Genomic DNA, 25,453 nt, shown 5'->3' with positions numbered 1-25,453 from the left:
CGTGTTTTTATGCGTGATTGATAACCTCAGGCGCCGAAACCACCGTCGATGGTCAGACTGGCGCCGGTGATGTAGCCGGCTTCCGGACCGACGAGGTAGGCGACGAAACTGGCGATTTCTTCCGCTTTGCCGTAACGCCCCACCGCCATCAACGCGATCAGGTTTTCGGCGAAGTCACCACTGGCCGGGTTCATGTCAGTGTCGACCGGGCCCGGTTGCACGTTGTTGATGGTGATGCCGCGCGGGCCGAGGTCGCGCGCCAGGCCTTTGGTCAGGCCGACCAGCGCCGACTTGCTCATGGCGTACGGGCCACCGCCGGCGAAGGGCATGCGGTCGGCATTGGTGCTGCCGATGTTGATGATGCGACCACCTTCGGTCATGTGTTTGGCGGCGGCCTGGGTGGCGATGAATACGCTGCGCACGTTGATCGCGAGGGTCTGGTCGAAGTCTTCGAGTTTGAAATCTTCCAGCGGTGCAACGGCCAGCACGCCAGCGTTGTTGACCAGGATGTCCAAACAACCAAAGGCTTTTACGGTGGCGGTCACAGCGTTGCGGATGGCTTCGGCGTCGGCGCTGTCAGCTTTGATCGCGAGGGCTTTGCCGCCGTTACCGATGATGCTGTTTTGCAATTCTTCGGCTTTGGCCGTTGAGCTGACGTAGGTGAAGGCGACTGTCGCGCCTTCAGCAGCCAGGCGTTTGACAATGGCGGCACCGATACCGCGGGATCCGCCTTGAATCAAAGCCACTTTGCCGCTGAGGTTCTGAGTAGTCATATCGATCTCCAAAGTACCGAGGCGAGATGCGTCGGTTGATAAAGCCTAGTATCGATTCGGTAGTCTGCTACAGGTTATACAGGGTCATTAATACCCTGCGTCAGGGTTTTTTTGACCCGGTGTATTGTAGTTAAAATCACCCTGGTAATTTCAATCTATTGATAAATAGACAGTTAATGGTTGGCATGAATAATGACTTATATAAGTTCAAGCCTACCTTCAGCGAAACGAATCAAAATCGTCTCGCACCCACGGGGTGATTCTTATGTTTGAAGTATTCGGTGGCAACCTTGAACAAAGTGCCGAGCATTTTGCGGCCTGTCTGGCTGATTCCAAATGCCCGGTCGGCGTGGACGATACGCGTTCAGGTCTGAGGGATAGCTGGTTGAAGGCCGGCCTGCAACGGGCCGGCATCGTCGCGTGCGTGCTGACTATGCTGGAGGTGGGTATTGTTTACTTAAGTGTGCGTTAATGGCGCATCGATAATAATTATATGTGTTCAATTGCCTTCGTTTTTATTGTTCTTGCGTGAGTTGTTGATCTTGAGTGGCCGGATTCTGGTTCGGATACCAAAGATCAATCTTGCCCCGAAACTTCCTGCGATTGAGCATTTTGTATGGTCCAAGTCACTACAACTCCCCGTGTGCAACACACCCTGCTAGAAGATGTTCTGGCCGTGCTGGTTGGTACGCTGATGGTCTCGTTCGGGATCATGTTGCTACGCCAGGCGGGTGCACTCACTGGCGGTACGGCGGGGATAGCCTTCCTCATTCATTACACGTCGGGTGTCTCATTCGGTACGGCTTTCTTCTTCATCAATTTACCGTTCTATTACCTCGCCATGCGGCGCATGGGCTGGGCGTTCACCCTCAAGACTTTTTGTGCCGTCGCATGGGTGTCGCTGTTCACTGACCTGCATTTGCGGTTTATCCATATTGATCAACTCCAGCCGATGTATGCCACGTTGTTCGGCAGTCTGATCATGGGATTGGGGTTCATTGTGCTGTTCCGGCACAAGGCGAGCCTGGGAGGGGTCAACATCCTCGCCCTCTACCTGCAGGACCGATTCGGTATACGTGCCGGCAAATTACAAATGGTCGTGGATGTTGTGGTCATGTTCGCTTCGCTGTACGTAGTAACTATGCAAGCGCTCATCATTTCAATCGCGGGAGCGGTGGTGTTGAATCTGATTATCGCGATGAATCATCGGCCTCATCGCTACGCAGCGTGACGGTTGACGCAAAGGCTCAGCGCCCAAACCGCCCCGGCCAGCCAATAATTTCTTCGGCCGCGGCGTTGCACGGGTCCGCACTTTGGACGTCGATAATCCCAACCGCGCCTTATTCGGGCGCTGAAAAAAGTGCACACACAAATGGAGCTTAGGCTGACATTCGTGTGTACACCTCTTCGAGGCAGGAGGTTACGCCTTGGATTTACTGATGATATTCCCCGCATGCAACCCGCATTCTTTCTGCGTCGCTTCTTCCCACCACCAGCGACCTTCCCGCTCATGCTGGTTCGGCAGCACCGGGCGGGTGCACGGCTCGCAGCCGATGCTGATAAACCCGCGCTCATGCAGGCTGTTGTAGGGCAGTTCCAGCATGCGGATGTAGCCCCAGATTTCTTCACTGGTCATTTGTGCCAGCGGGTTGAATTTGTACAGGGTGCGTTCTGGAGTGGAGAACGCGGTGTCGACTTCCAGCACCGCGACGGCGCTGCGTGTTCCAGGGCTCTGATCCCGACGCTGACCGGTGGCCCAGGCCGTCACACCCGAGAGCTTGCGACGCAGTGGCTCGATCTTGCGGATGCCGCAGCATTCGCCATGGCCGTCCTTGTAGAAACTGAACAGGCCCTTTTCCTTAACGAAAGGTTCGAGCTTGGTGTAGTCCGGCGACACCAGTTCGATGTCGATCTTGTAGTGCTCGCGCACCTGATCGATGAAGCGGTAGGTCTCGGGGTGTAAGCGGCCAGTGTCGAGGCTGAACACGTTGACGTTCTTGTTCAGCTTCCAGGCCATGTCCACCAGCACCACGTCTTCGGCGCCGCTGAAAGAGATCCACAGGTCATCGCCAAACTCGGCGAACGCGAGTTTCAGGATGTCCTGGGCGGATTTGTTGGCATAGGTCGTGGCAAGTTCCACGACGTCGAACGTTGGACTCATCAGGGCGGCTTCCTACAGGTCGGTGGCGCTGGGCGCTCTATATAGGGCTGATGGTAACAAAATCCTGCAGCCGCTGGCGCGCCCTCTGCGTTGCACCGGTCAGCCTGAGTCGCTAGAGTTCGGCAGTCCTTTTGCTTGCTCGACTCAACAATCATTACAAATGGGAGTGTCTTGTGGAAATTGCCTGTCTGGATCTTGAAGGTGTGCTGGTCCCGGAAATCTGGATCGCCTTCGCCGAAAAAACCGGGATCGAGTCCCTGAGGGCGACTACCCGGGACATCCCCGACTACGACGTGCTGATGAAGCAGCGTCTGCGGATCCTCGACGAGCACGGCTTGAAGCTCACGGATATCCAGGAAGTGATCGCCACGCTGAAACCGTTGGATGGCGCCATCGAGTTCGTCAACTGGCTGCGTGAACGCTTTCAGGTGGTCATTCTGTCGGACACGTTCTACGAGTTCTCCCAGCCGTTGATGCGTCAACTGGGCTTCCCGACCTTGCTCTGCCATCGTCTGATTACGGACGATTCCGGGCGGGTGGCGAGCTATCAATTGCGTCAGAAAGATCCCAAGCGCCAGTCGGTGCTGGCCTTCAAGAGCCTTTACTACCGGGTGATCGCGGCGGGGGATTCCTACAACGACACCACGATGCTGGGCGAGGCGGATGCGGGGATTTTGTTTCATGCGCCGGACAATGTGATTCGCGAGTTTCCGCAGTTTCCGGCGGTGCACAGCTTTGAAGAGTTGAAGCAGGAGTTCATCAAGGCTTCGAATCGGGCGTTGAGCCTGTAACTACCGCTGCTCGTTCACCAATCGTTCCTGCGCAACGCGTGGGAACGATGATGGTGTCGGTTACAGGTTTTGGAGGGTGTCGAGTAATACCTTCACCTTGGTAATCGATTCCTGATACTCGGCCTGCCACTCGGAATCCGCGACGATCCCGCCACCGCCCCAGCAACACACCTGCCCATCCTTGACCAGCAAACTGCGAATGGCGATGGAGCTGTCCATCTCGCCGCGCACGTCCAGATAGAGCAAAGAACCGCAGTACAACCCGCGACGCGTCGGCTCCAGCTCGTCGATGATCTGCATCGCGCGAATTTTCGGTGCACCGGTAATCGAGCCGCCAGGGAAGCTGCCAGCGATCAGGTCCAGGGCGTCCCGGTCATCCGCCAGTTCTCCGGTGACGCTGCTCACCAGGTGATGCACGTTCGGGTAGCTTTCCAGGCTGAACAACTCCGGCACCTGCACCGAACCGATACGGCACGTACGGCCGAGGTCGTTGCGCAGCAAGTCGACGATCATCAGGTTTTCTGCGCGGTCCTTGGGACTGGCCAGCAGTTCGGCGGCGTTTGCCGCGTCTTCGGCGGCGGTCAGTCCGCGAGGGCGGGTGCCTTTGATCGGGCGGGTTTCCACACGGCGTTCGCTGACTTTGACGAAGCGTTCTGGCGACAGGCTCAACACCGCGCCGCCGTCGGGCAGACTCTGAAAACCGGAAAACGGCGTCGGGCATGCCGCCCGCAGCGCGCAATACGCGGCCCATGGATCGCCCTGGCACTGCGCGCGGAAACGCTGGGCGAAGTTGACCTGGTAACAGTCACCGGCCTGGATGTAATGCTGAATGCGTTCTAATGCGTGGCGATACTGGTGAGCGCTCAGGTCGGCCTTCATCGGGGCTTTCAGCTTGAAAGGCTCGACGGCTTCAGCCGTAGGTTCACTGAACAGTGTGATCAGACGCTGACGTTCGCTGTCGATCAACGAGGGGTGGAAGACCAGCTGACTGGTACGCAGTTGGTGATCGGTGATCAGTGCCCAGTCATACAGCCCGAAACGTGCATCGGGTAGTTGCAGATCGTCCTGCGCCTGACTGGGCAGGTGTTCCAGGTGCCGACCGAAGTCGTAGCTCAGGTAACCGATTAAGCCGCCCGCGAAGGGCAGGTCAACAGGCACCGTCGCTTCACCGAGTCGTGTCAGGTTGTCACGAAGGCGCTGCAGGAAATCGTCGCCGCTTTCGTCAGGCAACACCGCCAGTTGCTCCAGCGGCCAGGCACTGAGCAGGTCATGACGTCCACGCTCGGCATTCGGCCGGCCACTGTCGAGCAGCACGGCACCGGGGGCATGACGAATCGCCGCAAAGTACTCGGCGGGGTTGGCGCAATAGGGGAGCGAGTGTACGAAACAGGTCAACATGGGCGGGGCAGATCAGCCATCGAGGCGGGGTGGCGATTGTAGTCTCCTCCGGGAATTGCTCCTAGAGGGGATGTCGGGGATTGCTAGATTGGGGGGCTGTTTGATCGTTCCCATCCAGCGCGTGGGAACGATCAATGCGAGGAGGTCAGCCCTCGGTGGCCGGAATATGCCCAAACATTTGCTGCACAAACTCAACCCGTTCCTGCACCGTCTCAACAACCCCGCGAGCCTTCAACGCTTCCAGCCGCGCTTCAACCGCATGGGTGCGCAACGTCAGCCCGTAATCATTGGCAATCTGAATGTTCAACCCAGGCCGGGCATTGAGTTCAAGAATCAGCGGCCCTTTTTCCTGGTCCAGCACCATGTCGACACCGATGTAACCCAGCCCGCACAACTCATAACAGCCGGCAGCGAGATTCATGAAACCGTCCCAGTAGGGCAGTTGCACGCCATCCACCGCGTTGGTGGTGTCCGGGTGCTTGTTGATGATGTTGTTCAGCCAGGTGCCGCGCAACGTCTGCCCGGTCGCGAGGTCGACACCGACGCCGATGGCGCCCTGGTGCAGGTTGGCCTTGCCGCCGGACTGGCGCGTCGGCAAGCGCAGCATGGCCATCACCGGGTAACCCATCAGCACGATGATGCGGATGTCCGGCACACCTTCATAGCTGATGCTTTTGAAAATCTGGTCCGGGATCACTCGGTATTCGATCAGCGCGCGGTCGCGGTGCCCGCCCAGGGAATACAGGCCGGTGAGGATGCTCGAGATATGGTGCTCGAGTTCCTCATGGTCGATGATCTTGCCGGACACTGTGCGATAGCGCCCCTCGAACCGGTCGGCAACCACAATGATGCCGTCACCGCCCGCGCCCTGGGCCGGTTTGATCACGAAGTCATTGTGCTCGCCGATGATGTCGTTGAGTTTGTCGATTTCTTTCTCGGTGGAGATCACGCCATACAATTGCGGCACATGAATGCCGGCGGCGATGGCGCGTTCTTTGGTGATGATCTTGTCATCGACAATCGGGTACAGACTGCGCTTGTTGTACTTGAGCACGTAGTCCGCGTTTCGCCGATTGATCCCCATGATGCCCCGGGCTTCCAGGGCCTTCCAGGTCTTCCAGAAGCCGAACATCAGCTGTCAGCCTTATTCAGGAAGGCCTTGAAACGCACCAGTTCGGTCAGGCGGTAGCCGCGATAGCGACCCATCGCCAGCATGAAGCCCACCAGGATCAACAGAATCGCCGGGAAGGTGAACACGAAGTAAACCAGCTCCGGAACGCTCATGATCAGGTGCGCCAGCGACGCGGCGAACAGCGTACCGATCGCCACTTTCATGGCGTGGCCGGAACCGCGTTCTTCCCAGGTAATCGACAGACGTTCGATGGTCATGGTCAGAATTACCATCGGGAACAACGCCACTGACAACCCGCGTTCCAGGCCGAGTTTATGGCTGAACAGGCTGATCGCCGCGATCAGCACCACCACGAAAGTCAGGACCACGGACAGCCGCGGCAGCATTTGCAGCTTCAAGTGTTCAAGGTAGGAGCGCAGCGACAGGCCCAGTGCGGTGATGATCGTAAACAGCACGATACCGAAGCCGAGCTGGGTTTCCCGGAACGCCAGGGCGATCAGCACTGGAGTAAAGGTGCCGAGGGTCTGAACGCCGATCAGGTTGCGCAGGATCAGAATCACCAGCACACCGATCGGGATCATCACCATGATCATGAAGGTTTGCTGGGTTTGCAGCGGCAGGCCGTACAGCGAGTATTCGAGGAAGTTGGCGTCGGTGTTTTCGTCGGTCAGCTTGGCCAGGCGAATGGCGTTCATTTCGCTGTTGCTCAGGCTGAAGGTCACGTTGGCCTTCTTGCCGCCATCGACGGTGATCAGGTTTTCGTCGCCGGTCCACCACAACAGGCGGTCGGTAGGCAGGCCCTGTTCACCGGTGTCCGGGTTGAAGTTCAGCCATTCGGTGCCGTTGAAACTGCGCAGCCAGAGTTCCGGTGTTTGCGGCTGGTCGGACACCAGGCGAATGGTGTGAACCTTTTCCACCGGCACGTGCGCGATGGACAACACCAGCTCGATGATTTTCGCCTTGTTTGCGGCGGACGAATCGCCGCCCAACAACAGCTTCACATTGTCGTCGTTGAGATTATTGACACGCTTGATGGCTTCGCCGATGAAGGTTTCGACGTCGGCCGAGTGCTGTCGGATCGGTGCGAGCAGGGCTTCGGCGGCGATTTTTTCCGCGCCTTCGACGGCGATGCTGTCGCGGAAGGTCGGCCCTTTGGTCTTGGATTTTTCACTGGTGTAGCGCTTGGTCAGTACCAGGCGGTAATAAAGGGTCTGATTGCCCTTGGCCCGACGTGCCGACCAAGTGACTTTGCGGTTGCCGTCGGCCCGGTTCACGGCCACGCCGTAGTTATTGGAAATGAAGCTCTCATTGAGGCTGACGTAATCGCGGCTCAGCGGTGGCACGAACATTTGAATCTTGACCGGGTCCTTGGTGCTGGCGACGAACTCGACTTTGGCGTCGATGTTCCACAAGTCGTCGGTGGCGTCTTCGGTCACGGGAATGCCGAGCACGAAGATCTGATAGGCCGTGACTGAAATACCCAGCACCACCAGGATGGCAATCAGGAATTTCAGGTGAAGGGTAAGAGAGCGCATTGGATTTACTCTGCGGTATGTGCGTCGGTGGCGCAGGCGGGTTTGCCAGCAGCGTATTTAAGACTGGGGTCGACCAGCGCATCGAAGCGTTTCAGCGCTTCGGAGCCGATCAGGAGCGGGTATTGGAAGGCGCTACGGTCGGTCAAGTTCACTTCGATACTGCGTAAAGCCGAACCCATGCAGATATTCAGCTCGATCACCGGACGGGCGGTGTACTTCTTGCCTTCTTCCGGGTCGTAGTCGCCGGCCCGGCGCTTGATCTTGCTGACGCGGGCCAGTGGCCGTTCGATCGGGTGCGAGTGAGCAGCGTCGATCGCCAGATAGAAGCGCACCCAGGATTCGCCATTGCGTTTGAAGCGTTTGATGTCACGGGCACTCAGGGACGCGGTTTTCGCCCCGGTGTCGAGTTTGGCGGCGACCTCCAGATTGATGCCGTTCAGGGAGGCGTACTCGTTAAGACCGTAAACGGTCTTTCCCCCCGCCGCGGCTACGCCTGGCAGGCAAAGAAGACAAAGGAAGGTGGGGAAGGGCTTGAGTCTCATAAATCCTGATGCGCAGCGGTCCGTACTTCGATTCAAGGCCCTGGCATCGCTGCGCAAGCTCCCTCGTATGCCTATCAACTATTTATGACAAGCCGTGCAGATGTCACAAACAAATGCGGGCGGCATTCTAGCACGGTGGTTTTATGGCGCCAGCACCGGGAGGCGGCTATAAACAGAGGGGCTGCTTCGTTAAGGATTCGTTGGTTATTAGACGATTGTCGACAATGTCTATTTATCCTTTGACTAAAAGGTCTGTATTCGCTAGTTTTTGCGGAATCAGCTTTGAAGGTGTCGACAATATGCTGGATCAACTCGATCCCCCGGTCATTGCCCAAGACGATTCAGAGACTCTTTCCGAGAACGTCTTCCGCCGCATTCAGGCGGCCATCGTCAAGGGCGAGATCGCCCCGGGCAGCAAGATCTCCGAGCCGGAACTGGCACGCACCTATGGCATCAGCCGGGGGCCGCTGCGTGAGGCGATCCACCGTCTGGAAGGCCAGCGCCTGCTGGTTCGCGTGCCGCACGTGGGGGCGCGGGTGGTTTCGTTGAGCCATGCCGAGCTGCTGGAACTCTACGAGATCCGCGAGTCCCTCGAAGGCATGGCCTGCCGTCTGGCGGCCGAGCGCATGACCCTCGAAGAAATCGACGAACTGCGCCGTGTCCTCGAAACCCATGAGCGCGATGCGGCGTTTCAGGCCGGTGTCGGCTACTACCAGCAGGAAGGCGATTTCGATTTCCACTACCGAATCATCCAGGGCAGCGGCAACCGCACCCTGACGCAAATGCTCTGCGGCGAGCTCTATCAACTGGTGCGCATGTACCGCATCCAGTTTTCCACCACGCCCAATCGCCCGCGTCAGGCCTTTGCCGAGCACCACCGAATTCTCGACGCCATCGCCGACCGTGACGGTGAGTTAGCCGAGTTGTTGATGCGCCGCCACATCGGCGCCTCCAAACGCAATATCGCCCGTCACTATCAGGACGGCGCAAACCAGACAGCCACTGAACGAGGTGAGTCATGAGTTCCAGCAAGAGCACTCCAGGCCAGCGATTCCGCGATGCGGTCGCCAGCGAACATCCGCTGCAAGTGGTCGGCGCGATCAACGCCAATCACGCGCTGCTGGCCAAGCGCGCCGGTTTCAAGGCTATTTATCTGTCCGGTGGCGGGGTGGCTGCCGGCTCCCTCGGCGTTCCGGACCTGGGCATCACCGGTCTGGATGACGTGCTGACCGATGTGCGCCGCATCACTGACGTTTGCGACCTGCCGCTGTTGGTGGACGTGGACACCGGTTTCGGTTCCTCGGCGTTCAACGTCGCGCGCACCGTCAAGTCGATGATCAAGTTCGGCGCAGCGGCGATTCACATCGAAGACCAGGTCGGCGCCAAGCGCTGCGGTCACCGCCCTAATAAAGAGATCGTGTCCCTGCAGGAAATGGTCGACCGCATCAAGGCCGCCGTCGATGCGCGCACCGATGACAGCTTCGTCATCATGGCCCGCACCGATGCGCTGGCAGTGGAAGGCCTGGAATCTGCGCTGGATCGCGCCGCCGCGTGCATCGAAGCCGGTGCCGATATGATCTTCCCGGAAGCCATCACCGAGCTGGACATGTACAAACTGTTTGCCAGCCGCGTGAAAGCGCCGATCCTGGCCAACATCACCGAATTCGGCGCGACGCCGCTGTACACCACCGAGCAACTCGCCGCTGCTGATGTGTCGCTGGTGCTGTACCCGCTGTCGGCGTTCCGTGCGATGAACAAAGCCGCAGAAAACGTCTACACCGCGATCCGTCGCGACGGCACACAACAGAACGTCATCGACACCATGCAAACCCGCATGGAGCTTTACGATCGCATCGACTACCACACCTTCGAGCAGAAGCTCGATGCGTTGTTTGCCGCGAAGCAGTAATCGCGACTTCCACAACTTGCCGATTCCCTAACAAATTCAAGATTGGAGACTGCAATGGCCGAAGCAAAAGTACTCAGTGGCGCCGGGCTCCGTGGCCAGGTCGCCGGGCAAACGGCACTGTCCACCGTGGGCCAGTCGGGCGCAGGCCTGACCTATCGTGGCTACGACGTTCGCGAACTGGCGGCTGACGCGCAATTCGAAGAGGTGGCCTACCTGCTGCTTTACGGCGAACTGCCGACCCCAACACAACTCGCCGCTTACATCAGCAAACTGAGCAATCTGCGCGACCTGCCGCAAGCGCTCAAAGAAGTGCTGGAGCGCATCCCCGCCGACGCCCACCCGATGGACGTGATGCGCACCGGTTGCTCGTTCCTGGGCAACATCGAACCAGAGAAAGACTTCAGCGCACAACATGACGTTACCGACCGCCTGCTGGCCGCGTTCCCGGCGATCATGTGCTACTGGTATCGCTTCAGTCACGACGGCAAGCGTATCAATTGCGTGACCGACGAAGCGTCCATCGGCGGCCACTTCCTGCACCTGTTGCATGACAAGAAACCGAGCGAACTGCACGTCAAAGTGATGAACGTTTCGTTGATCCTCTACGCGGAACACGAGTTCAACGCGTCGACCTTTACCGCCCGTGTTTGCGCCTCGACCCTGTCGGACATGTATTCCTGCGTCACCGCCGCCATCGGCTCGTTGCGCGGCCCATTGCATGGCGGCGCCAACGAAGCGGCGATGGAAATGATCGAGCGCTTCAGCTCGCCGCAAGAGGCGATCAAAGGCACCCTCGGCATGCTCGAGCGCAAGGACAAGATCATGGGCTTCGGTCACGCGATCTATAAGGACAACGATCCGCGCAACGAGGTGATCAAGGGCTGGTCGAAAAAACTCGCTGACGAAGTGGGCGACACCGTGTTGTTCCCGGTTTCCGAGGCCATCGACAAGACCATGTGGGAACAGAAGAAGCTGTTCCCGAATGCCGACTTCTACCATGCGTCGACGTACCACTTCATGGGCATCCCGACCAAGTTGTTCACACCGATTTTCGTCTGCTCGCGCCTGACCGGCTGGGCGGCGCACGTGTTCGAACAACGTGCCAACAACCGCATCATCCGCCCGAGTGCCGAGTACGTCGGCGTCGAACAGCGTAAGTTCGTGCCAATCGAACAACGCTGATGGGAAGGGGGAGTCGTTCGCGGTTCCCCAGCCCTCTTTGAATTCACCGTGACCGAGTCCTGACGATGAACACTGAATTCCGTAAACCGCTGCCCGGCAGCCATCTGGATTACTTCGACGTCCGCGCGGCTGTCGAGGCCATCCAGCCCGGCGCCTACGACACGCTGCCGTACACCTCCCGCGTGCTGGCGGAAAACCTGGTGCGTCGCTGCGACCCGGCCACGCTCACCGATTCCCTGAAGCAATTCATCGAGCGCAAACGCGACCTCGACTTCCCGTGGTTCCCGGCCCGCGTGGTGTGCCACGACATTCTCGGCCAGACCGCGCTGGTCGACCTCGCCGGCCTGCGTGACGCCATCGCCCTGCAAGGTGGCGACCCTGCGCAAGTGAACCCGGTGGTGCCGACGCAATTGATCGTTGATCACTCCCTGGCCGTCGAGCGCGGTGGTTTCGATCCGGAGGCGTTCGAGAAGAACCGCGCCATCGAAGACCGTCGCAACGAAGACCGTTTCCACTTCATCAACTGGACCAAAAAGGCCTTCAAGAACGTTGATGTGATCCCGCCGGGCAACGGGATCATGCACCAGATCAACCTGGAGAAAATGTCTCCGGTGATCCAGGTGCGCGACGGCGTGGCATTCCCCGACACGTGCGTCGGCACCGACAGCCACACCCCGCACGTCGATGCTCTGGGCGTGATCGCCATTGGTGTCGGCGGCCTCGAAGCGGAAAGCGTGATGCTCGGCCGCGCGTCCTGGATGCGTCTGCCGGAAAGCGTCGGCGTTGAACTGACCGGCAAGCTGCAACCGGGCATCACCGCCACCGACATGGTGCTGGCGCTGACCGAGTTTCTGCGTCAGCAAAAAGTCGTCGGTGCGTGGTTGGAGTTCTTCGGCGAAGGGGCCAGCGCCCTGACCCTCGGCGACCGCGCGACCATTTCCAACATGGCCCCGGAATACGGCGCCACCGCTGCGATGTTCTACATCGACCAGCAGACCATCGACTACCTGAAACTCACCGGCCGTGAAGACGAGCAAGTGCAGCTTGTAGAGCACTATGCCAAGACCACAGGCCTGTGGGCTGACAGCCTGAAAGGCGCGCAATACGAGCGCGGGTTGACCTTCAATCTGTCCTCGGTGGTGCGCAACATGGCTGGCCCGAGCAACCCGCACGCCCGCGTCGCCACCTCGGATCTCGCCGCCCAAGGCATTTCCGGTCAGTGGACCGAAGTGCCCGGCCAAATGCCGGATGGCGCGGTGATCATCGCCGCCATCACCAGCTGCACCAACACCAGCAACCCGCGCAACGTCATTGCCGCCGGGCTGCTGGCGCGCAATGCCAACACGCTCGGGTTGACCCGCAAGCCGTGGGTCAAATCGTCCCTGGCACCCGGTTCGAAAACCGTGGCGCTGTACCTGGACGAAGCCGGCCTGACCACCGAACTGGAACAACTCGGTTTCGGCATCGTGGCCTTCGCCTGCACCACCTGCAACGGTATGTCCGGCGCGCTGGACCCGGTGATCCAGCAAGAGATCATCGACCGTGACCTGTACGCCACTGCCGTGTTGTCCGGCAACCGTAACTTCGACGGCCGGATCCATCCGTACGCCAAGAACGCGTTCCTCGCTTCGCCGCCGTTGGTGGTCGCTTACGCCATCGCCGGCACCATCCGTTTCGACATCGAAAAAGATGTGTTGGGCCTGGACGTAAACGGCAAAGAGATCCGCCTGAAAGACATCTGGCCGAGCGACGAAGAAATCGACGCGGTGGTCAAGGCTTCGGTCAAGCCGGAGCAGTTCCGTCAGGTTTACATTCCGATGTTCGCCATCCACGAAGACACCGGCCCGAAAGTGACGCCGCTGTACGACTGGCGCGAGATGAGCACCTACATCCGTCGTCCGCCGTACTGGGAAGGCGCGCTGGCCGGGGCTCGTCCGCTCAAGGGCATGCGCCCGCTGGCGGTGCTGCCGGACAACATCACCACCGATCACCTGTCGCCTTCGAACGCGATCATGCTCGACAGTGCCGCCGGTGAATACCTGGCGAAAATGGGCCTGCCGGAAGAGGACTTCAACTCTTACGCGACCCACCGTGGTGATCACTTGACCGCGCAACGCGCCACCTTCGCCAACCCGAAATTGTTCAATGAAATGGTTCAGGAAAACGGCAAGGTCAAGCAGGGTTCGCTGGCTCGTGTCGAGCCGGAAGGCCAAGTGATGCGCATGTGGGAAGCCATCGAAACCTACATGGAGCGCAAGCAGCCGCTGATCATCATCGCCGGCGCCGACTACGGTCAGGGCTCGTCCCGCGACTGGGCGGCCAAAGGCGTGCGTCTGGCGGGTGTGGAAGCGATCGCGGCCGAAGGTTTCGAGCGCATTCACCGCACCAACCTGGTGGGCATGGGCGTGTTGCCGCTGGAATTCAAACCAGGCACCGACCGCAAGACATTGGGTATCGACGGCAGCGAAACCTACGACGTGATCGGCGAGCGCACCCCGCGTGCCGAGCTGACACTGGTGATCAACCGCAAGAACGGCGAATGCGTCGAAGTGCCGGTGACCTGCCGCCTCGATACCGCCGAAGAAGTGTCGATCTACGAGGCCGGCGGCGTGCTGCAACGCTTCGCTCAGGACTTCCTCGAAGAATCGGCAGTTGCCGTTTAATACGATGAGTTCGGGCGGGACCATGCGGTCCCGCTCGATCCTAAAAGGAACATCATGGCTCACGCACCTCAAATCAAAATCGCCGCCACCTACATGCGCGGCGGCACCAGTAAAGGCGTGTTCTTCAGCCTGAAAGACCTGCCCGAAGCGGCACAGGTTCCAGGCCCGGCGCGCGATGCCTTGTTGCTGCGGGTGATCGGCAGCCCCGACCCGTATGACAAGCAAATCGATGGCATGGGCGGCGCGACCTCCAGCACCAGCAAAACCGTGATCCTGTCGAAAAGCATCAAGGCCGATCACGATGTCGATTACCTGTTCGGTCAGGTGTCCATCGACCAACCTTTCGTCGACTGGAGCGGCAACTGCGGCAACCTGTCGGCGGCGGTCGGTTCGTTTGCCATCAGCAATGGTTTGGTGGACGCCAGCCGCATCCCGTACAACGGCGTTGCCGTGGTTCGCGTGTGGCAGGCCAACATCGGCAAGACCATCATCGCCCACGTGCCGATCACCAAGGGTGAAGTGCAGGAGACCGGTGATTTTGAGCTCGACGGGGTGACCTTTCCGGCGGCCGAAGTGCAGGTCGAATTCATGGACCCGGCGGCGGAAGAAGAGGGTGGCGGTGGTTCGATGTTTCCTACCGGTAACCTAGTGGATGACCTCGAAGTGCCCGGCGTCGGAACGCTCAAGGCGACCATGATCAATGCCGGTATTCCGACGATTTTCGTCAATGCCGAAGACATCGGTTACACCGGCACCGAGCTGCAAGGCGCGATCAACAGTGATCCGAAAGCGTTGCTGATGTTTGAAACCATTCGGGCTTACGGTGCGCTGCGCATGGGTCTGATCAAGGAGTTGGACGAAGCGGCCAAACGTCAGCACACGCCTAAGGTTGCTTTTGTGGCCAAGCCAGCGGACTACATTGCTTCGAGTGGCAAAGCGATTGCGGCGGGCGATGTCGATCTGCTGGTGCGGGCGCTGTCCATGGGCAAGTTGCACCACGCGATGATGGGCACGGCGGCCGTGGCTATCGGTACCGCTGCGGCGATTTCCGGCACGTTGGTGAACCTCGCCGCAGGTGGTATCGAACGTCATGCCGTGCGCTTTGGGCATCCGTCCGGCACTTTGCGTGTGGGGGCTGAAGCCAGCCAGGTGAACGGCGAATGGACGGTGAACAAAGCCATCATGAGCCGCAGTGCGCGGGTGTTGATGGAAGGCTTTGTCCGTATTCCCGGCGAACTGACTGAGATGACCCCCTGAACCGAGGTCCCATTAACGAACCACTTCAAGAGTGAATCGAACATGAGCACCAACGTCGACCAGAACACTCGCCCCGACTACGACACGGTCCTGCAGGACATAGCCGACTACGTCCTCAACTTCAAGATCCAATCCGCCGAGGCCCTCGACACCGCCCGCAACTGCCTGATGGACACGTTGGGCTGTGGCCTGCTGGCCCTGCGCTTCCCCGAGTGCACCAAACACCTTGGCCCGATGGTGGAAGGCACTGTCGTCCCGTTCGGCGCGCGCGTCCCCGGCACCCGTTATCGCCTCGACCCGGTCAAGGCGGCGTGGGACATCGGCTGCATCGTTCGCTGGCTCGACTACAACGATACCTGGCTCGCGGCGGAGTGGGGGCATCCGTCCGATAACCTCGGCGGCATTCTCGCGGTGGCCGATCACTTGTCGCAAAAAAGCCTCGCCAATGGCGATGCGCCGCTGACCGTTCGCGTGGTACTCGACGCCATGATCATGGCTCACGAAATCCAGGGGGTGATCGCGCTGGAAAACGCCTTCAATCGCGTAGGCCTGGATCACGTCATTCTGGTGAAAGTCGCCTCGACCGCCGTGACCGCCAAACTCATGGGCGCCAATCGTGAGCAGTTGTTGTCCGCGTTGTCCCATGCGTTCGCCGACGGTCAGGCGCTGCGCACCTACCGTCATGCGCCGAATGCCGGATCGCGTAAATCCTGGGCGGCCGGCGACGCGTCCAGCCGTGGCGTGCGTCTGGCGGACATCGCGATGCGTGGCGAAATGGGCATTCCGGGCGTACTGACTGCCAAACAATGGGGTTTCTACGACGTGCTGTTCAGCCACACCAACAACGACCTGGCACTCAAGCCCGAAGACAAGCGCACGTTCAGTGTCTCCCGACCGTACGGCAGCTACGTGATGGAAAACGTGCTGTTCAAAATCAGCTTCCCGGCCGAGTTCCATGCGCAAACAGCGTGCGAAGCGGCGGTGACGCTGCACCCGCAAGTCAAAAATCGCCTGCATGAAATCGACAAAATCGTCATCAGCACCCACGAATCGGCGATCCGCATCATCTCCAAGGTCGGCCCGCTGGCCAACGCTGCGGACCGTGATCATTGCATCCAGTACATGACTGCCGTGCCGCTGGCGTTCGGCAATCTGGTGGCCGAGCAGTACGAGGACGACTTCCACGCGGCGCATCCGATCATCGATGTGCTGCGCGAAAAAATGGTCATCGTTGAAGATCCGCGCTACACCCGCGAATACCTGGAGGCCGACAAACGCTCCATCGCCAATGCGATACAGGTGTTCTTCAAGGACGGTTCCAGCACCGAAAACGTGGTGGTGGAGTACCCGATCGGCCATCGCCGTCGCCGCGCCGACGGCATTGCGCTGCTGGAAAACAAGTTCAAGGCGAACCTGGCGACGCGCTTCACCGCCCAACGCAGCGCCGAGATTTTTGCGTTGTGCAAGGATCAGGTTGCCCTTGAAGCAATACCGGTCAACCGTTTTATGGACTTGTTTGTCATCTAAGCCACTGCTCCACAGGCAATTTGGTGATCGCAAACCCCGTCAGCAAAATCGCCGAGTACATCATCAGTTCCCGGGACAAGGTTTGCCCCTCGTACCAGGCGCCGATGATCACCGCGAACACCGGAAAGATGATGAACACAAACGACAGAATGATCGGGCTCAGTCGCTTGAGCAGCAGGAAGTAAACGATAAACCCGCCCACCGACGCCACCAGTCCCAGATAGAGCAGGGCGCTCCACGAACGCGCGGTGATGGCATTGAACTCCGGCGCTTCGACACTCAATCCGGCGACAAACAGCATCGCCCCGGCGATGCCAATGGGTAGCGTGTTGTAGGTGATGACGCTGATCGCGGTGCCGTGTTTTTTCGTCACCACGTAACACAGCGCATGCATCGCCGCAGCGCAGAGAATCGCCAACACCCCGAACAATTCGGCATGGTCCAGATGCAACCCCTGGCTGCGGATGATCATGAACAGGCTGCCGAAACCAATGGCGATGCCGAGCACTTGCGAGGGGTAGATGTTCTCCCGCAGAAACAGCGCGCTAAACAGCAGGATGAACACTGGCATGCAACTGAACAACAGCGCCGTCAGGCCGGACGAAACGTGCATCTCGCCGTAGTTGAGCAAGTAATATGGCAGGCTGAAATACGACAGCGTGACGAAGACAAAGAACCAGCGGCTTTCCCTGGGAAATAGCAGCGGCTCACGACGGATCAGGGCGAAGCCGAGAAATAACGGAAAAGCGATCAGGAACCGCAGGCCGGCGGCGGTCAGCGGCGGCACGCTTTCAACGGCAATCTTGATCCCCAGCCATGTTGTGCCCCAGCTCACGCACACGATCAGAAACAACACGCTGGTGATCAGGGCGGCGAGCCAGGGTTTTGCGGTACTTGAAGGTGCATTGAAGGCAATGGACATGCGCGAGCTCCTTTTATGTTTGGAATTGACCTTCATCTGCAAAAGGTCTATCCCTGATTGAACCTGTTTCAAGCACGCTATTCGGGGCTGGAATGACTGTCAAAACAAGTATTGCCATGGTGTCAATGCTGCGCGATGGCCTGGCGAACGGTCTGGGTGTGAAATACAAACGCCTCGCCGACGCGATCGAAAAAGGCCTCGCTGAAGGGCTGATCGAGCCCGGCTGCAAATTGCCGCCGCATCGGTTGCTGGCGGATAGCCTCGGCGTGACCATCGGTACCATCAGCCGCGCTTACGGTGAACTCGAACGTGTGGGGTTGGTGGTCGCGCGGGTGGGCGACGGCACCTATGTGCGTCAGTGCGGGATAGAACGGCCGCGGGACGGTGGCTTTCGCAACGTCAGCGATGAACCGCGGGCGTTTTTTGACATGAGCCGCAATCAACCGATTCCGGGGCAGGAAGCGCTTTTTTTGAGTCGGAGCCTGCAAGCGTTGTCCCTTGATCCTGAGGCGTTGCAACACCTCGGCGGCTACACCGTCGATGCCGGTTTGCCGCGCTATCGCGCAGCGGGCGCGCACTGGCTCAGGCATAAAGAGTTTGTCCCGAACGCCGAGCAGGTCGTCTGCGTAAACGGCGGCCAGCACGGTCTGTTGTGTGCCTTGATGGGGTTGCTCAAAGCGGGTGATACGTTGGTGACGGAGCACCTGACCTACCCAGGGTTGATCAGCGTCGCACGCCAGCTAGGGATAAAACTCATCGGTATCGGGATGGACGATGAAGGACTGATGCCCGATGCCCTGGAGGAGGTTTGCCGCAACCATCGTGTGTCGGCGCTGTATTGCACACCGACGATCCAGAATCCTACGGCTGCAGTGATGTCCGTCGCACGGCGGGAGGTGATTGCAGAGGTTTCTCGGCAGCACAATCTGTTGATCTTTGAAGACGAAGCCCACGCGGTATTGGCTCAACAGCGACCGTTACCCTTGAGCTATTTCGCCCCGGAGCGCTCGGTGCTGATCGGCAGCCTGAGCAAGGCGGTTTCGGCAGGGTTGCGAGTCGGTTACCTGCATGCGCCGCTACCGTTGATCGCACGCTTGAGCGCCGCTGTGCGCGGGACGTGCTGGATGGCCAGCCCGTTGTCACTGGAGGTGGCGAGCCTGTGGATAGAAAACGGCATTGCCGAGCAGTTGCTGGGCCAACAGATTGTCGAGATCGGTCGGCGCAAGGCGTTGGTGAGTGGTGTGCTGGACGGCTTGGCGTACAAAACCCATTCCCATAGCCCGCACTTCTGGATCGAAGTGCCCGAGCCGTGGCGGGCTTCGCAGATTGCTGAGGAACTCAAGGAGAATAATTATTTGGTGGCGACTGCCGAGATGTTTGCGGTCGGGCATGGGGCGGTGCCGCAGTGTGTTCGGGCGAGTGTTGGTAATTCAGCGGGGGATGACAGGTTGCTGCTCAATGGCTTTGCAACACTCAGAGCAACCTTGCAGCCCGAACCGCCTCAAACCGGCGGCTTGCAGCTGCTTTCCTCTACTTGAACCGTCGCTCCACACCTTTCTCTACCAGAATCTTCGCCGAAATCTCTTCCACCGAAAAATGCGTGGAGTTGATGTGCGGAATGTTCTCGCGGCGGAACAGGTTCTCCACCTCGCGCACTTCGAATTCGCACTGGGCGTAGCTCGAATAGCGACTATTGGGCTTGCGCTCGTTGCGGATCGCGGTGAGGCGGTCCGGGTCGATGGTCAGGCCGAACAGTTTGTGCTGGTGGGCACGCAAGGTGCCTGGCAGTTGCAGGCGTTCCATGTCGTCTTCGGTCAGCGGATAGTTGGCCGCGCGGATGCCAAATTGCATGGCCATGTACAGGCACGTCGGCGTCTTACCACAACGCGACACGCCCACTAGGATCAGGTCTGCCTTGTCGTAATAATGCGTGCGCGCACCGTCGTCGTTGTCGAGGGCGAAGTTCACCGCCTCGATCCGCTCCATGTAATTGGAGTTACTGCCAATGGAGTGGGACTTGCCGACGGTGTAGGAAGAATGCTCGGTCAGTTCCTGTTCGAGAGGCGCCAGGAAGGTCGAGAAAATGTCGATCATGAAACCATTGGATGTTGCGAGGATCTCACGGATGTCCTGATTGACAATGGTGTCAAAGATGATCGGCCGAAAGCCGTCGGTTTCGGCGGCTTTGTTGATTTGTTGTACCATGGCTCGCGCTTTATCCACGTTGTCGATGTAGGGCCGCGTGAATTTGCTGAAGGTAATGTTTTCGAACTGCGCCAGCAGGCTTTGGCCTAGGGTCTCGGCGGTGATGCCGGTGCCGTCGGAAATAAAGAAAGCAGATCGTTTCATTTGCACCTTGGGCCTTAAGCTAGTGACGAATCTTGGATATAGTAGGCGCGATTTGCCGGCCGCCAGTGGCCTGCATTCTCACTTATTTTCCAGGTCCAGGCCATACAGCTGGCCAACGCTCCTGTCGAGCCGCCGGCTTCTGAGCTTTTCCAACACAGTTAGTGGAGAGATCACCTTGGTAGAGTACGTAGTTTCCCTCGATAAGCTCGGCGTCCATGATGTAGAGCACGTGGGGGGCAAGAACGCATCCCTCGGCGAGATGATCAGTAATCTTGCAGGTGCCGGCGTATCGGTGCCCGGTGGCTTCGCCACGACAGCTCAGGCTTATCGTGATTTTCTGGAACTGAGCGGCCTGAACGATCAGATCCATGCCGCCCTCGACGCCCTGGACGTCGACGATGTCAATGCCTTGGCCAAGACTGGCGCCCAGATCCGTCAATGGATCATGGACGCCGAATTCCCCGAGAAGCTCAACGCCGAGATACGCACCGCGTTCGCCACGCTGTCGGCCGGCAACCCTGACATGGCCGTGGCCGTGCGCTCTTCCGCTACCGCCGAAGACCTGCCGGACGCTTCCTTTGCCGGTCAGCAGGAAACCTTCCTGAACATCCGTGGTGTCGAAAACGTGATTCGCGCCGCCAAAGAGGTGTTCGCGTCCCTGTTTAACGACCGCGCCATTTCCTATCGCGTCCACCAGGGCTTCGACCACAAGCTGGTAGCCCTGTCGGCTGGCGTGCAGCGCATGGTCCGCTCTGAGACCGGCACCGCCGGCGTGATGTTCACCCTCGATACCGAATCGGGCTTCCGTGACGTGGTGTTCATCACCGGCGCCTACGGCCTGGGTGAAACCGTCGTACAAGGCGCGGTGAACCCGGATGAGTTCTACGTCCACAAAGGCACGCTGGCAGCCGGTCGTCCGGCCATCCTGCGTCGCAACCTGGGCAGCAAGGCCATCAAGATGATTTACGGCGAAGTCGCCACGGCCGGTAAATCGGTCAAGACCATCGACGTCGACAAGGCTGATCGCGCACGTTTCTGCCTGAGCGACGCCGAAGTCAGCGAACTGGCCAAGCAAGCAATGATCATCGAGAAGCACTACAAGTGCCCGATGGACATCGAATGGGCCAAAGACGGCGACGACGGCAAGCTCTACATCGTTCAGGCCCGTCCTGAAACCGTGAAGAGCCGCACCTCGGCCAATGTCATGGAACGCTACCTGTTGAAAGAAACCGGCACCGTGCTGGTTGAAGGTCGCGCCATCGGCCAGCGCATCGGCGCCGGCAAGGTCCGCATCATCAAGGACGTGTCCGAGATGGACAAAGTCCAGCCCGGCGACGTACTGGTCTCCGACATGACCGACCCGGATTGGGAACCGGTCATGAAGCGCGCCAGCGCCATTGTCACCAACCGTGGCGGCCGTACTTGCCACGCGGCGATCATCGCTCGCGAGCTGGGCATTCCGGCCGTGGTCGGTTGCGGCAACGCTACCCAGCTGTTGAAAGACGGCCAGGGCGTGACCGTTTCCTGCGCTGAAGGCGACACCGGCTACATCTTCGAAGGCGAACTGGGCTTCGACATCAAGAAAAACTCCGTGGACGCCATGCCTGATCTGCCGTTCAAGATCATGATGAACGTCGGCAACCCGGACCGCGCCTTCGACTTCGCACAGCTGCCGAACGCCGGTGTGGGCCTGGCCCGTCTGGAGTTCATCATCAACCGCATGATCGGTGTTCACCCCAAAGCGCTGTTGAACTACGACGGTCTGCCGCAGGACATCAAGGACAGCGTCGACAAGCGCATCGCCGGTTACGACGATCCGGTTGGCTTCTATGTCGACAAACTGGTTGAAGGCATCAGCACCCTGGCCGCTGCGTTCACCCCGAAAAAGGTCATCGTGCGTCTGTCGGACTTCAAGTCCAACGAATACGCCAACCTGATCGGCGGCAAGCTCTACGAGCCGGAAGAAGAAAACCCGATGCTGGGCTTTCGCGGTGCTTCGCGTTACATCAGCGAAGCGTTCCGTGACTGCTTCGAACTCGAGTGCCGCGCCCTCAAGCGTGTGCGCAACGAGATGGGCCTGACCAACGTTGAAATCATGGTGCCGTTCGTCCGTACACTGGGCGAAGCTAGCCAAGTGATCGATCTGTTGGCCGAAAATGGCCTGGCCCGTGGCGAGAATGGTCTGCGCATCATCATGATGTGCGAGCTGCCGTCCAACGCGATCCTGGCCGAAGAGTTCCTCGAATTCTTCGACGGCTTCTCCATCGGTTCCAACGATCTGACCCAGCTGACCCTGGGTCTGGACCGTGACTCCGGGATCATCGCGCACCTGTTTGACGAGCGTAATCCGGCGGTCAAGAAGCTGCTGGCCAACGCAATTCAAGCCTGCAACAAGGCTGGCAAGTACATCGGTATTTGCGGTCAGGGTCCTTCGGACCACCCTGATCTGGCCAAATGGCTGATGGAGCAGGGCATCGAAAGCGTTTCGTTGAACCCCGATTCCGTGCTGGAAACCTGGTTCTTCCTGGCTGAAGGTCAAGCGTCGGCTTGATGGTGTGAGTGAAAGGGCCGATCAGTGATCGGCCCTTTTAGAGATTCAAGTAGGGCGGGCTCCTCTGGACGCCGCCCTTTTTTGTGCAAGAGCATTATGCAAAGCAGCAGCAACCTATTTCCTGTCGCCCTGATCAGCGCCGAGCGGCGCGGCGATCTGAGCGAAGACGTCTATCGTCTGAAACCCGGCAACAGCCCTGACGGCACCGTTGAACTGGCTGTGACGCGCCTCGGCATGGCCGATGAGCCGGCCGTGCGTGGCGTGCCGGTAATTCTGTTGCACGGCAGCTTTTCCAATCGCCGGTTCTGGTTTTCCCCGAAGGGGCTTGGACTGGGCGCGTATCTGACGCGTTTGGGGTTCGATGTATGGATTCCCGAAACGCGCGGCCACGGCCTGTCCCAACGTAACCAGAACTACCGCAAGAACCGCGTTGCCGACTACGCCCGTTACGATTTGCCGGCCATTGGCGCGTTCGTGCGCGAGCAGAGCGGCCAGATCCCGCACTGGATCGGTCACTCGCTGGGCGGGATTACGCTGGCGGCCGCACTGGGTGGCGAGTACATCGGCGAGCCGGTGGTGGCTTCGGCGGCGTTTTTCGGCACTCAAGTCAGCCGCACCTACTGGCCGTTGAAAATTCCGCCGGTGGAGTGGAGCGGGCGCTTTATCCTCAAGCGTTTTGCCCAGTTGTCCGGTTCACGGCTCAAGCGCGGCCCGGAGGACGAGCCGATTGGCCTGGCGCTGGAAAGCATGCGCTGGTATGGCCTGTTCGGCCGCTTTGGCGATGCCGACAAGGATTGGTGGGCCGGATTGGCCGACGTTCAGTTGCCGGTATTGGCCGTGAGTGCCGCAGGTGACCATCAGGACCCGACCTGGGCTTGTCGCAAGCTGTTCGATCAGGTGGGTTCCGGGCATAAGCAATTCATCAACCTGGGTCGCGAACAGGGCTTTGGCGATAACTTCGGTCATGTGGAGATGCTCGTCAGCAAAGCCGCCCAAACTGAAGTCTGGCCGCTGGTGGCGCGTTGGTTGGAAGATCAGCAGACGCCATTGCTGGGTGAAAAACCGGATCTGGCCACGGCGGTCTGAGCCTGATGCTCTAACAAGGGCATTTCGCTCCGGTTGGCATGCGGCTAAGATATGACGCGTTGAGCTTTTCTGGTCACTTTGCGACATCCTCGATTGTCTTCCTCTTTACAGGAGTTTCTCGATGAACCATTACCTCACGCCTGACCTGTGCGACGCCTACCCGGAGCTGGTGCAGGTGCTGGAACCGATGTTCAACAATTTCGGCGGCCGTGATTCCTTCGGCGGGGAAATCGTGACCATCAAGTGCTTCGAAGATAACTCGCTGGTCAAGGAACAAGCCGAGCTCAAGGGCAATGGCAAAGTGTTGGTGGTTGATGGTGGCGGCTCCCTGCGTCGTGCGCTGTTGGGCGACATGATCGCCGAGAAAGCCGCGAAAAATGGTTGGGAAGGGCTGGTGATCTACGGTTGCATCCGTGACGTCGACGTCATTGCGCAAACCGATCTAGGTGTTCAAGCGCTCGCCAGCCACCCGATGAAGACCGACAAGCGCGGTATCGGCGACCTCAACGTAGCCGTTACCTTCGCCGGCGTGACCTTTCATCCTGGCCATTACATTTATGCGGACAACAACGGTGTGATCATCTCGCCGAGCCCGCTGAAGATGCCTGAATAAGCGATTTCAACCCAGGGGTGAGGATGTTCGAGGAAGAAAACGCGCAATGGGGCCTGGTGCACGCCCTGGTGCTGGACGGTAAAGGCGGTGCGCGTTCGATGGCCCGGACTGAACTCGATGACTTGCAGCTGCAGGCCCATGAAAGCCTGTGGCTGCACTGGGATCGCAGTCACCCGCAAACCCGGACCTGGTTGCGAGAATCCAGCGGTCTGAGCGAATTCAGCTGTGATCTGTTACTTGAAGAAAACACCCGACCGCGTCTTTTACAGCTTTCGGACAGCGAACTGCTGCTATTTTTGCGTGGGGTCAATTTGAATCCGGGCGCCGAGCCTGAAGACATGGTCTCGGTGCGGATTTTTGGGGCCGCCCAGCGGGTTATTTCTCTGCGTTTGCGTCCGTTGCGCGCCACCGATGAGTTGCTGGTGCAGCTCGCCGAAGGCAAAGGACCGAAAACGGCGTCAGAACTCATCCTTTATATGGCGCAAAACCTCACCAACAAGGTGCAGGATCTGGTCAGTTGCCTCTCGGAAGTGGTCGATGAGGAAGAGGAAAAGCTGGATGCCGACGAACGGTATACACCCGAGCATGGAGCCGTTTTGCAGATCCGTCGCAGGGCCGCTGCGCTCAAACGTTTTCTTGCGCCGCAGCGGGAAATTTTCGGTCAGCTGACACGGATAAAGCTGCCTTGGTTTGTCGAAGATGATGGTGATTACTGGAACGAATTGAACAACAGCCTGACTCGGTATCTCGAGGAGCTGGAATTGACCCGGGAGCGGGTGGGCTTGGTCCTTGAGGCCGAAGATAGACGTTTGAGCGTGCGAATGAACCGCACGATGTACCGCTTCGGGATCATCACCGGGATCTTTTTGCCGATGAGTTTTCTGACGGGGCTTTTAGGTATCAATGTCGGAGGGATTCCGTTCTCTGCAAGTCCCTATGGCTTCCTGATTGCTTGCCTGATGATGGTCTCGGTGGCGCTGGGGCAGTGGTGGTTGTTCCGACGTTTGCGCTGGGTTTGATGATGCGTCATGTGACCCGAGCAAATTTGACTGCGTCTTTCAC

At 59.1% G+C, this 25,453-nt stretch carries 22 protein-coding genes and 1 pseudogene; 14 read left to right on the top strand and 9 right to left on the bottom strand.

Going from position 1 to position 25,453, the window contains the following annotated elements:
- Positions 1 to 26: 26 nt before the first annotated feature.
- Positions 27 to 773, bottom strand: a complete 747-nt coding sequence (locus tag ACXPVS_RS08345; protein WP_458509501.1) for a 3-oxoacyl-ACP reductase family protein — start codon at positions 771 to 773, stop codon at positions 27 to 29.
- Between the two features lie 265 nt (positions 774 to 1,038).
- On the opposite strand from ACXPVS_RS08345, the gene ACXPVS_RS08340 reads away from it, so the two are divergent.
- Positions 1,039 to 1,245 (top strand): hypothetical protein, encoded by a 207-nt coding sequence (locus tag ACXPVS_RS08340; RefSeq protein WP_458509500.1) that lies wholly within the window; start codon positions 1,039 to 1,041, stop codon positions 1,243 to 1,245.
- Between the two features lie 144 nt (positions 1,246 to 1,389).
- Complete coding sequence (locus tag ACXPVS_RS08335; protein ID WP_458509499.1) at positions 1,390 to 2,004, top strand: YitT family protein; 615 nt, start codon at positions 1,390 to 1,392, stop codon at positions 2,002 to 2,004.
- Positions 2,005 to 2,020: 16 nt separating this feature from the next.
- Here ACXPVS_RS08335 and ACXPVS_RS08330 read toward each other — a convergent pair.
- Positions 2,021 to 2,109: pseudogene (locus ACXPVS_RS08330) on the bottom strand (aspartate/glutamate racemase family protein); the annotation flags it as partial.
- A gap of 84 nt (positions 2,110 to 2,193) precedes the next feature.
- Positions 2,194 to 2,934, bottom strand: a complete 741-nt coding sequence (locus ACXPVS_RS08325; protein ID WP_458509498.1) for a phosphoadenylyl-sulfate reductase — start codon at positions 2,932 to 2,934, stop codon at positions 2,194 to 2,196.
- 173 nt (positions 2,935 to 3,107) lie between these two features.
- Here ACXPVS_RS08325 and thrH point away from each other — a divergent pair, with 173 nt between their 5' ends.
- On the top strand, positions 3,108 to 3,725 hold the full coding sequence (gene thrH, locus ACXPVS_RS08320; protein WP_458509497.1) for a bifunctional phosphoserine phosphatase/homoserine phosphotransferase ThrH: 618 nt from the start codon (positions 3,108 to 3,110) through the stop codon (positions 3,723 to 3,725).
- A gap of 60 nt (positions 3,726 to 3,785) precedes the next feature.
- Here the strand turns inward: thrH and pabB are convergent, their stop codons facing one another.
- The 4 genes from pabB to rloA form a co-directional block, all read right to left on the bottom strand.
- The gene (gene pabB, locus ACXPVS_RS08315) at positions 3,786 to 5,123 is read right to left on the bottom strand and encodes an aminodeoxychorismate synthase component I (RefSeq protein ID WP_458509496.1); all 1,338 of its coding nucleotides are present in this window, start codon (positions 5,121 to 5,123) and stop codon (positions 3,786 to 3,788) included.
- 145 nt (positions 5,124 to 5,268) lie between these two features.
- Positions 5,269 to 6,255, bottom strand: a complete 987-nt coding sequence (locus tag ACXPVS_RS08310) for an alpha-L-glutamate ligase-like protein (protein WP_458509495.1) — start codon at positions 6,253 to 6,255, stop codon at positions 5,269 to 5,271.
- Positions 6,255 to 7,790 (bottom strand): osmotic stress tolerance membrane protein RloB, encoded by a 1,536-nt coding sequence (gene rloB / locus ACXPVS_RS08305; RefSeq protein WP_458509494.1) that lies wholly within the window; start codon positions 7,788 to 7,790, stop codon positions 6,255 to 6,257. Before rloB ends, ACXPVS_RS08310 begins: the two co-directional genes overlap by 1 nt.
- A gap of 5 nt (positions 7,791 to 7,795) precedes the next feature.
- On the bottom strand, positions 7,796 to 8,332 hold the full coding sequence (gene rloA, locus ACXPVS_RS08300; RefSeq protein WP_458509493.1) for a retropepsin-like aspartic peptidase RloA: 537 nt from the start codon (positions 8,330 to 8,332) through the stop codon (positions 7,796 to 7,798).
- 302 nt (positions 8,333 to 8,634) lie between these two features.
- On the opposite strand from rloA, the gene ACXPVS_RS08295 reads away from it, so the two are divergent.
- From ACXPVS_RS08295 to prpD, 6 genes are all read left to right on the top strand, one after another.
- Complete coding sequence (locus ACXPVS_RS08295; protein WP_177327884.1) at positions 8,635 to 9,354, top strand: GntR family transcriptional regulator; 720 nt, start codon at positions 8,635 to 8,637, stop codon at positions 9,352 to 9,354.
- Positions 9,351 to 10,241, top strand: coding sequence for a methylisocitrate lyase (gene prpB / locus ACXPVS_RS08290; RefSeq protein WP_458509492.1), 891 nt, complete (start codon positions 9,351 to 9,353; stop codon positions 10,239 to 10,241). The genes ACXPVS_RS08295 and prpB overlap by 4 nt, the downstream gene beginning before the upstream one ends.
- A 54-nt stretch (positions 10,242 to 10,295) precedes the next feature.
- The gene (prpC, locus tag ACXPVS_RS08285; RefSeq protein ID WP_458509491.1) at positions 10,296 to 11,423 is read left to right on the top strand and encodes a bifunctional 2-methylcitrate synthase/citrate synthase; all 1,128 of its coding nucleotides are present in this window, start codon (positions 10,296 to 10,298) and stop codon (positions 11,421 to 11,423) included.
- A gap of 65 nt (positions 11,424 to 11,488) precedes the next feature.
- Positions 11,489 to 14,086, top strand: coding sequence for a Fe/S-dependent 2-methylisocitrate dehydratase AcnD (acnD, locus tag ACXPVS_RS08280; protein ID WP_458509490.1), 2,598 nt, complete (start codon positions 11,489 to 11,491; stop codon positions 14,084 to 14,086).
- A 54-nt stretch (positions 14,087 to 14,140) separates the two neighbouring features.
- Positions 14,141 to 15,343 (top strand): 2-methylaconitate cis-trans isomerase PrpF, encoded by a 1,203-nt coding sequence (gene prpF / locus ACXPVS_RS08275; protein ID WP_458509489.1) that lies wholly within the window; start codon positions 14,141 to 14,143, stop codon positions 15,341 to 15,343.
- A 42-nt stretch (positions 15,344 to 15,385) separates the two neighbouring features.
- On the top strand, positions 15,386 to 16,870 hold the full coding sequence (prpD, locus tag ACXPVS_RS08270; RefSeq protein WP_458509488.1) for a 2-methylcitrate dehydratase: 1,485 nt from the start codon (positions 15,386 to 15,388) through the stop codon (positions 16,868 to 16,870).
- On the opposite strand, the gene ACXPVS_RS08265 is transcribed toward prpD, so the two are convergent.
- Positions 16,863 to 17,792: a DMT family transporter gene (locus ACXPVS_RS08265; RefSeq protein WP_458509487.1), complete on the bottom strand. Its 930-nt coding sequence runs from the start codon at positions 17,790 to 17,792 to the stop codon at positions 16,863 to 16,865. The genes prpD and ACXPVS_RS08265 overlap by 8 nt on opposite strands.
- Positions 17,793 to 17,884: 92 nt before the next feature.
- Between ACXPVS_RS08265 and ACXPVS_RS08260 the strand changes: the two genes are divergently transcribed.
- Complete coding sequence (locus ACXPVS_RS08260; RefSeq protein ID WP_458509486.1) at positions 17,885 to 19,330, top strand: aminotransferase-like domain-containing protein; 1,446 nt, start codon at positions 17,885 to 17,887, stop codon at positions 19,328 to 19,330.
- On the opposite strand, the gene ppsR is transcribed toward ACXPVS_RS08260, so the two are convergent.
- Complete coding sequence (ppsR, locus tag ACXPVS_RS08255; RefSeq protein ID WP_046053150.1) at positions 19,323 to 20,141, bottom strand: posphoenolpyruvate synthetase regulatory kinase/phosphorylase PpsR; 819 nt, start codon at positions 20,139 to 20,141, stop codon at positions 19,323 to 19,325. The two genes, ACXPVS_RS08260 and ppsR, sit on opposite strands and share 8 nt — an antisense overlap.
- Positions 20,142 to 20,316: 175 nt before the next feature.
- On the opposite strand from ppsR, the gene ppsA reads away from it, so the two are divergent.
- The 4 genes from ppsA (at position 20,317) to ACXPVS_RS08235 (ending at position 25,410) form a co-directional block, all read left to right on the top strand.
- Entirely contained in the window at positions 20,317 to 22,692 is a 2,376-nt protein-coding gene (gene ppsA / locus ACXPVS_RS08250) for a phosphoenolpyruvate synthase (RefSeq protein WP_458509485.1), read from the top strand.
- 96 nt (positions 22,693 to 22,788) lie between these two features.
- Positions 22,789 to 23,778 carry an alpha/beta fold hydrolase gene (locus ACXPVS_RS08245; RefSeq protein WP_458509484.1) on the top strand — a complete coding sequence of 330 codons (990 nt, stop codon included), beginning with the start codon at positions 22,789 to 22,791 and terminating at the stop codon, positions 23,776 to 23,778.
- 121 nt (positions 23,779 to 23,899) lie between these two features.
- Positions 23,900 to 24,391, top strand: a complete 492-nt coding sequence (rraA, locus tag ACXPVS_RS08240) for a ribonuclease E activity regulator RraA (protein ID WP_415770364.1) — start codon at positions 23,900 to 23,902, stop codon at positions 24,389 to 24,391.
- 23 nt (positions 24,392 to 24,414) lie between these two features.
- Entirely contained in the window at positions 24,415 to 25,410 is a 996-nt protein-coding gene (locus ACXPVS_RS08235; RefSeq protein WP_458509483.1) for a zinc transporter ZntB, read from the top strand.
- Positions 25,411 to 25,453 lie beyond the last annotated feature (43 nt).

Source organism: Pseudomonas sp. Ma2-10, assembly GCF_054330215.1.
Note: the sequence above shows the minus strand (reverse complement) of the source record. Positions and strands in the feature narration are given on the sequence as shown.

What these genes read in the sequence shown, in the direction of transcription:
- ACXPVS_RS08345 (WP_458509501.1), bottom strand. Translation starts at nt 773, where the DNA reads ATGACTACTCAGAACCTCAGCGGCAAAGTGGCTTTGATTCAAGGCGGA.
- ACXPVS_RS08340 (WP_458509500.1), top strand. Translation starts at nt 1,039, where the DNA reads ATGTTTGAAGTATTCGGTGGCAACCTTGAACAAAGTGCCGAGCATTTT.
- ACXPVS_RS08335 (WP_458509499.1), top strand. Translation starts at nt 1,390, where the DNA reads ATGGTCCAAGTCACTACAACTCCCCGTGTGCAACACACCCTGCTAGAA.
- ACXPVS_RS08325 (WP_458509498.1), bottom strand. Translation starts at nt 2,934, where the DNA reads ATGAGTCCAACGTTCGACGTCGTGGAACTTGCCACGACCTATGCCAAC.
- pabB (WP_458509496.1), bottom strand. Translation starts at nt 5,123, where the DNA reads ATGTTGACCTGTTTCGTACACTCGCTCCCCTATTGCGCCAACCCCGCC.
- ACXPVS_RS08310 (WP_458509495.1), bottom strand. Translation starts at nt 6,255, where the DNA reads ATGTTCGGCTTCTGGAAGACCTGGAAGGCCCTGGAAGCCCGGGGCATC.
- rloB (WP_458509494.1), bottom strand. Translation starts at nt 7,790, where the DNA reads ATGCGCTCTCTTACCCTTCACCTGAAATTCCTGATTGCCATCCTGGTG.
- rloA (WP_458509493.1), bottom strand. Translation starts at nt 8,332, where the DNA reads ATGAGACTCAAGCCCTTCCCCACCTTCCTTTGTCTTCTTTGCCTGCCA.
- prpB (WP_458509492.1), top strand. Translation starts at nt 9,351, where the DNA reads ATGAGTTCCAGCAAGAGCACTCCAGGCCAGCGATTCCGCGATGCGGTC.
- prpC (WP_458509491.1), top strand. Translation starts at nt 10,296, where the DNA reads ATGGCCGAAGCAAAAGTACTCAGTGGCGCCGGGCTCCGTGGCCAGGTC.
- acnD (WP_458509490.1), top strand. Translation starts at nt 11,489, where the DNA reads ATGAACACTGAATTCCGTAAACCGCTGCCCGGCAGCCATCTGGATTAC.
- prpF (WP_458509489.1), top strand. Translation starts at nt 14,141, where the DNA reads ATGGCTCACGCACCTCAAATCAAAATCGCCGCCACCTACATGCGCGGC.
- prpD (WP_458509488.1), top strand. Translation starts at nt 15,386, where the DNA reads ATGAGCACCAACGTCGACCAGAACACTCGCCCCGACTACGACACGGTC.
- ACXPVS_RS08265 (WP_458509487.1), bottom strand. Translation starts at nt 17,792, where the DNA reads ATGTCCATTGCCTTCAATGCACCTTCAAGTACCGCAAAACCCTGGCTC.
- ACXPVS_RS08260 (WP_458509486.1), top strand. Translation starts at nt 17,885, where the DNA reads ATGACTGTCAAAACAAGTATTGCCATGGTGTCAATGCTGCGCGATGGC.
- ppsR (WP_046053150.1), bottom strand. Translation starts at nt 20,141, where the DNA reads ATGAAACGATCTGCTTTCTTTATTTCCGACGGCACCGGCATCACCGCC.
- ACXPVS_RS08245 (WP_458509484.1), top strand. Translation starts at nt 22,789, where the DNA reads ATGCAAAGCAGCAGCAACCTATTTCCTGTCGCCCTGATCAGCGCCGAG.
- rraA (WP_415770364.1), top strand. Translation starts at nt 23,900, where the DNA reads ATGAACCATTACCTCACGCCTGACCTGTGCGACGCCTACCCGGAGCTG.
- ACXPVS_RS08235 (WP_458509483.1), top strand. Translation starts at nt 24,415, where the DNA reads ATGTTCGAGGAAGAAAACGCGCAATGGGGCCTGGTGCACGCCCTGGTG.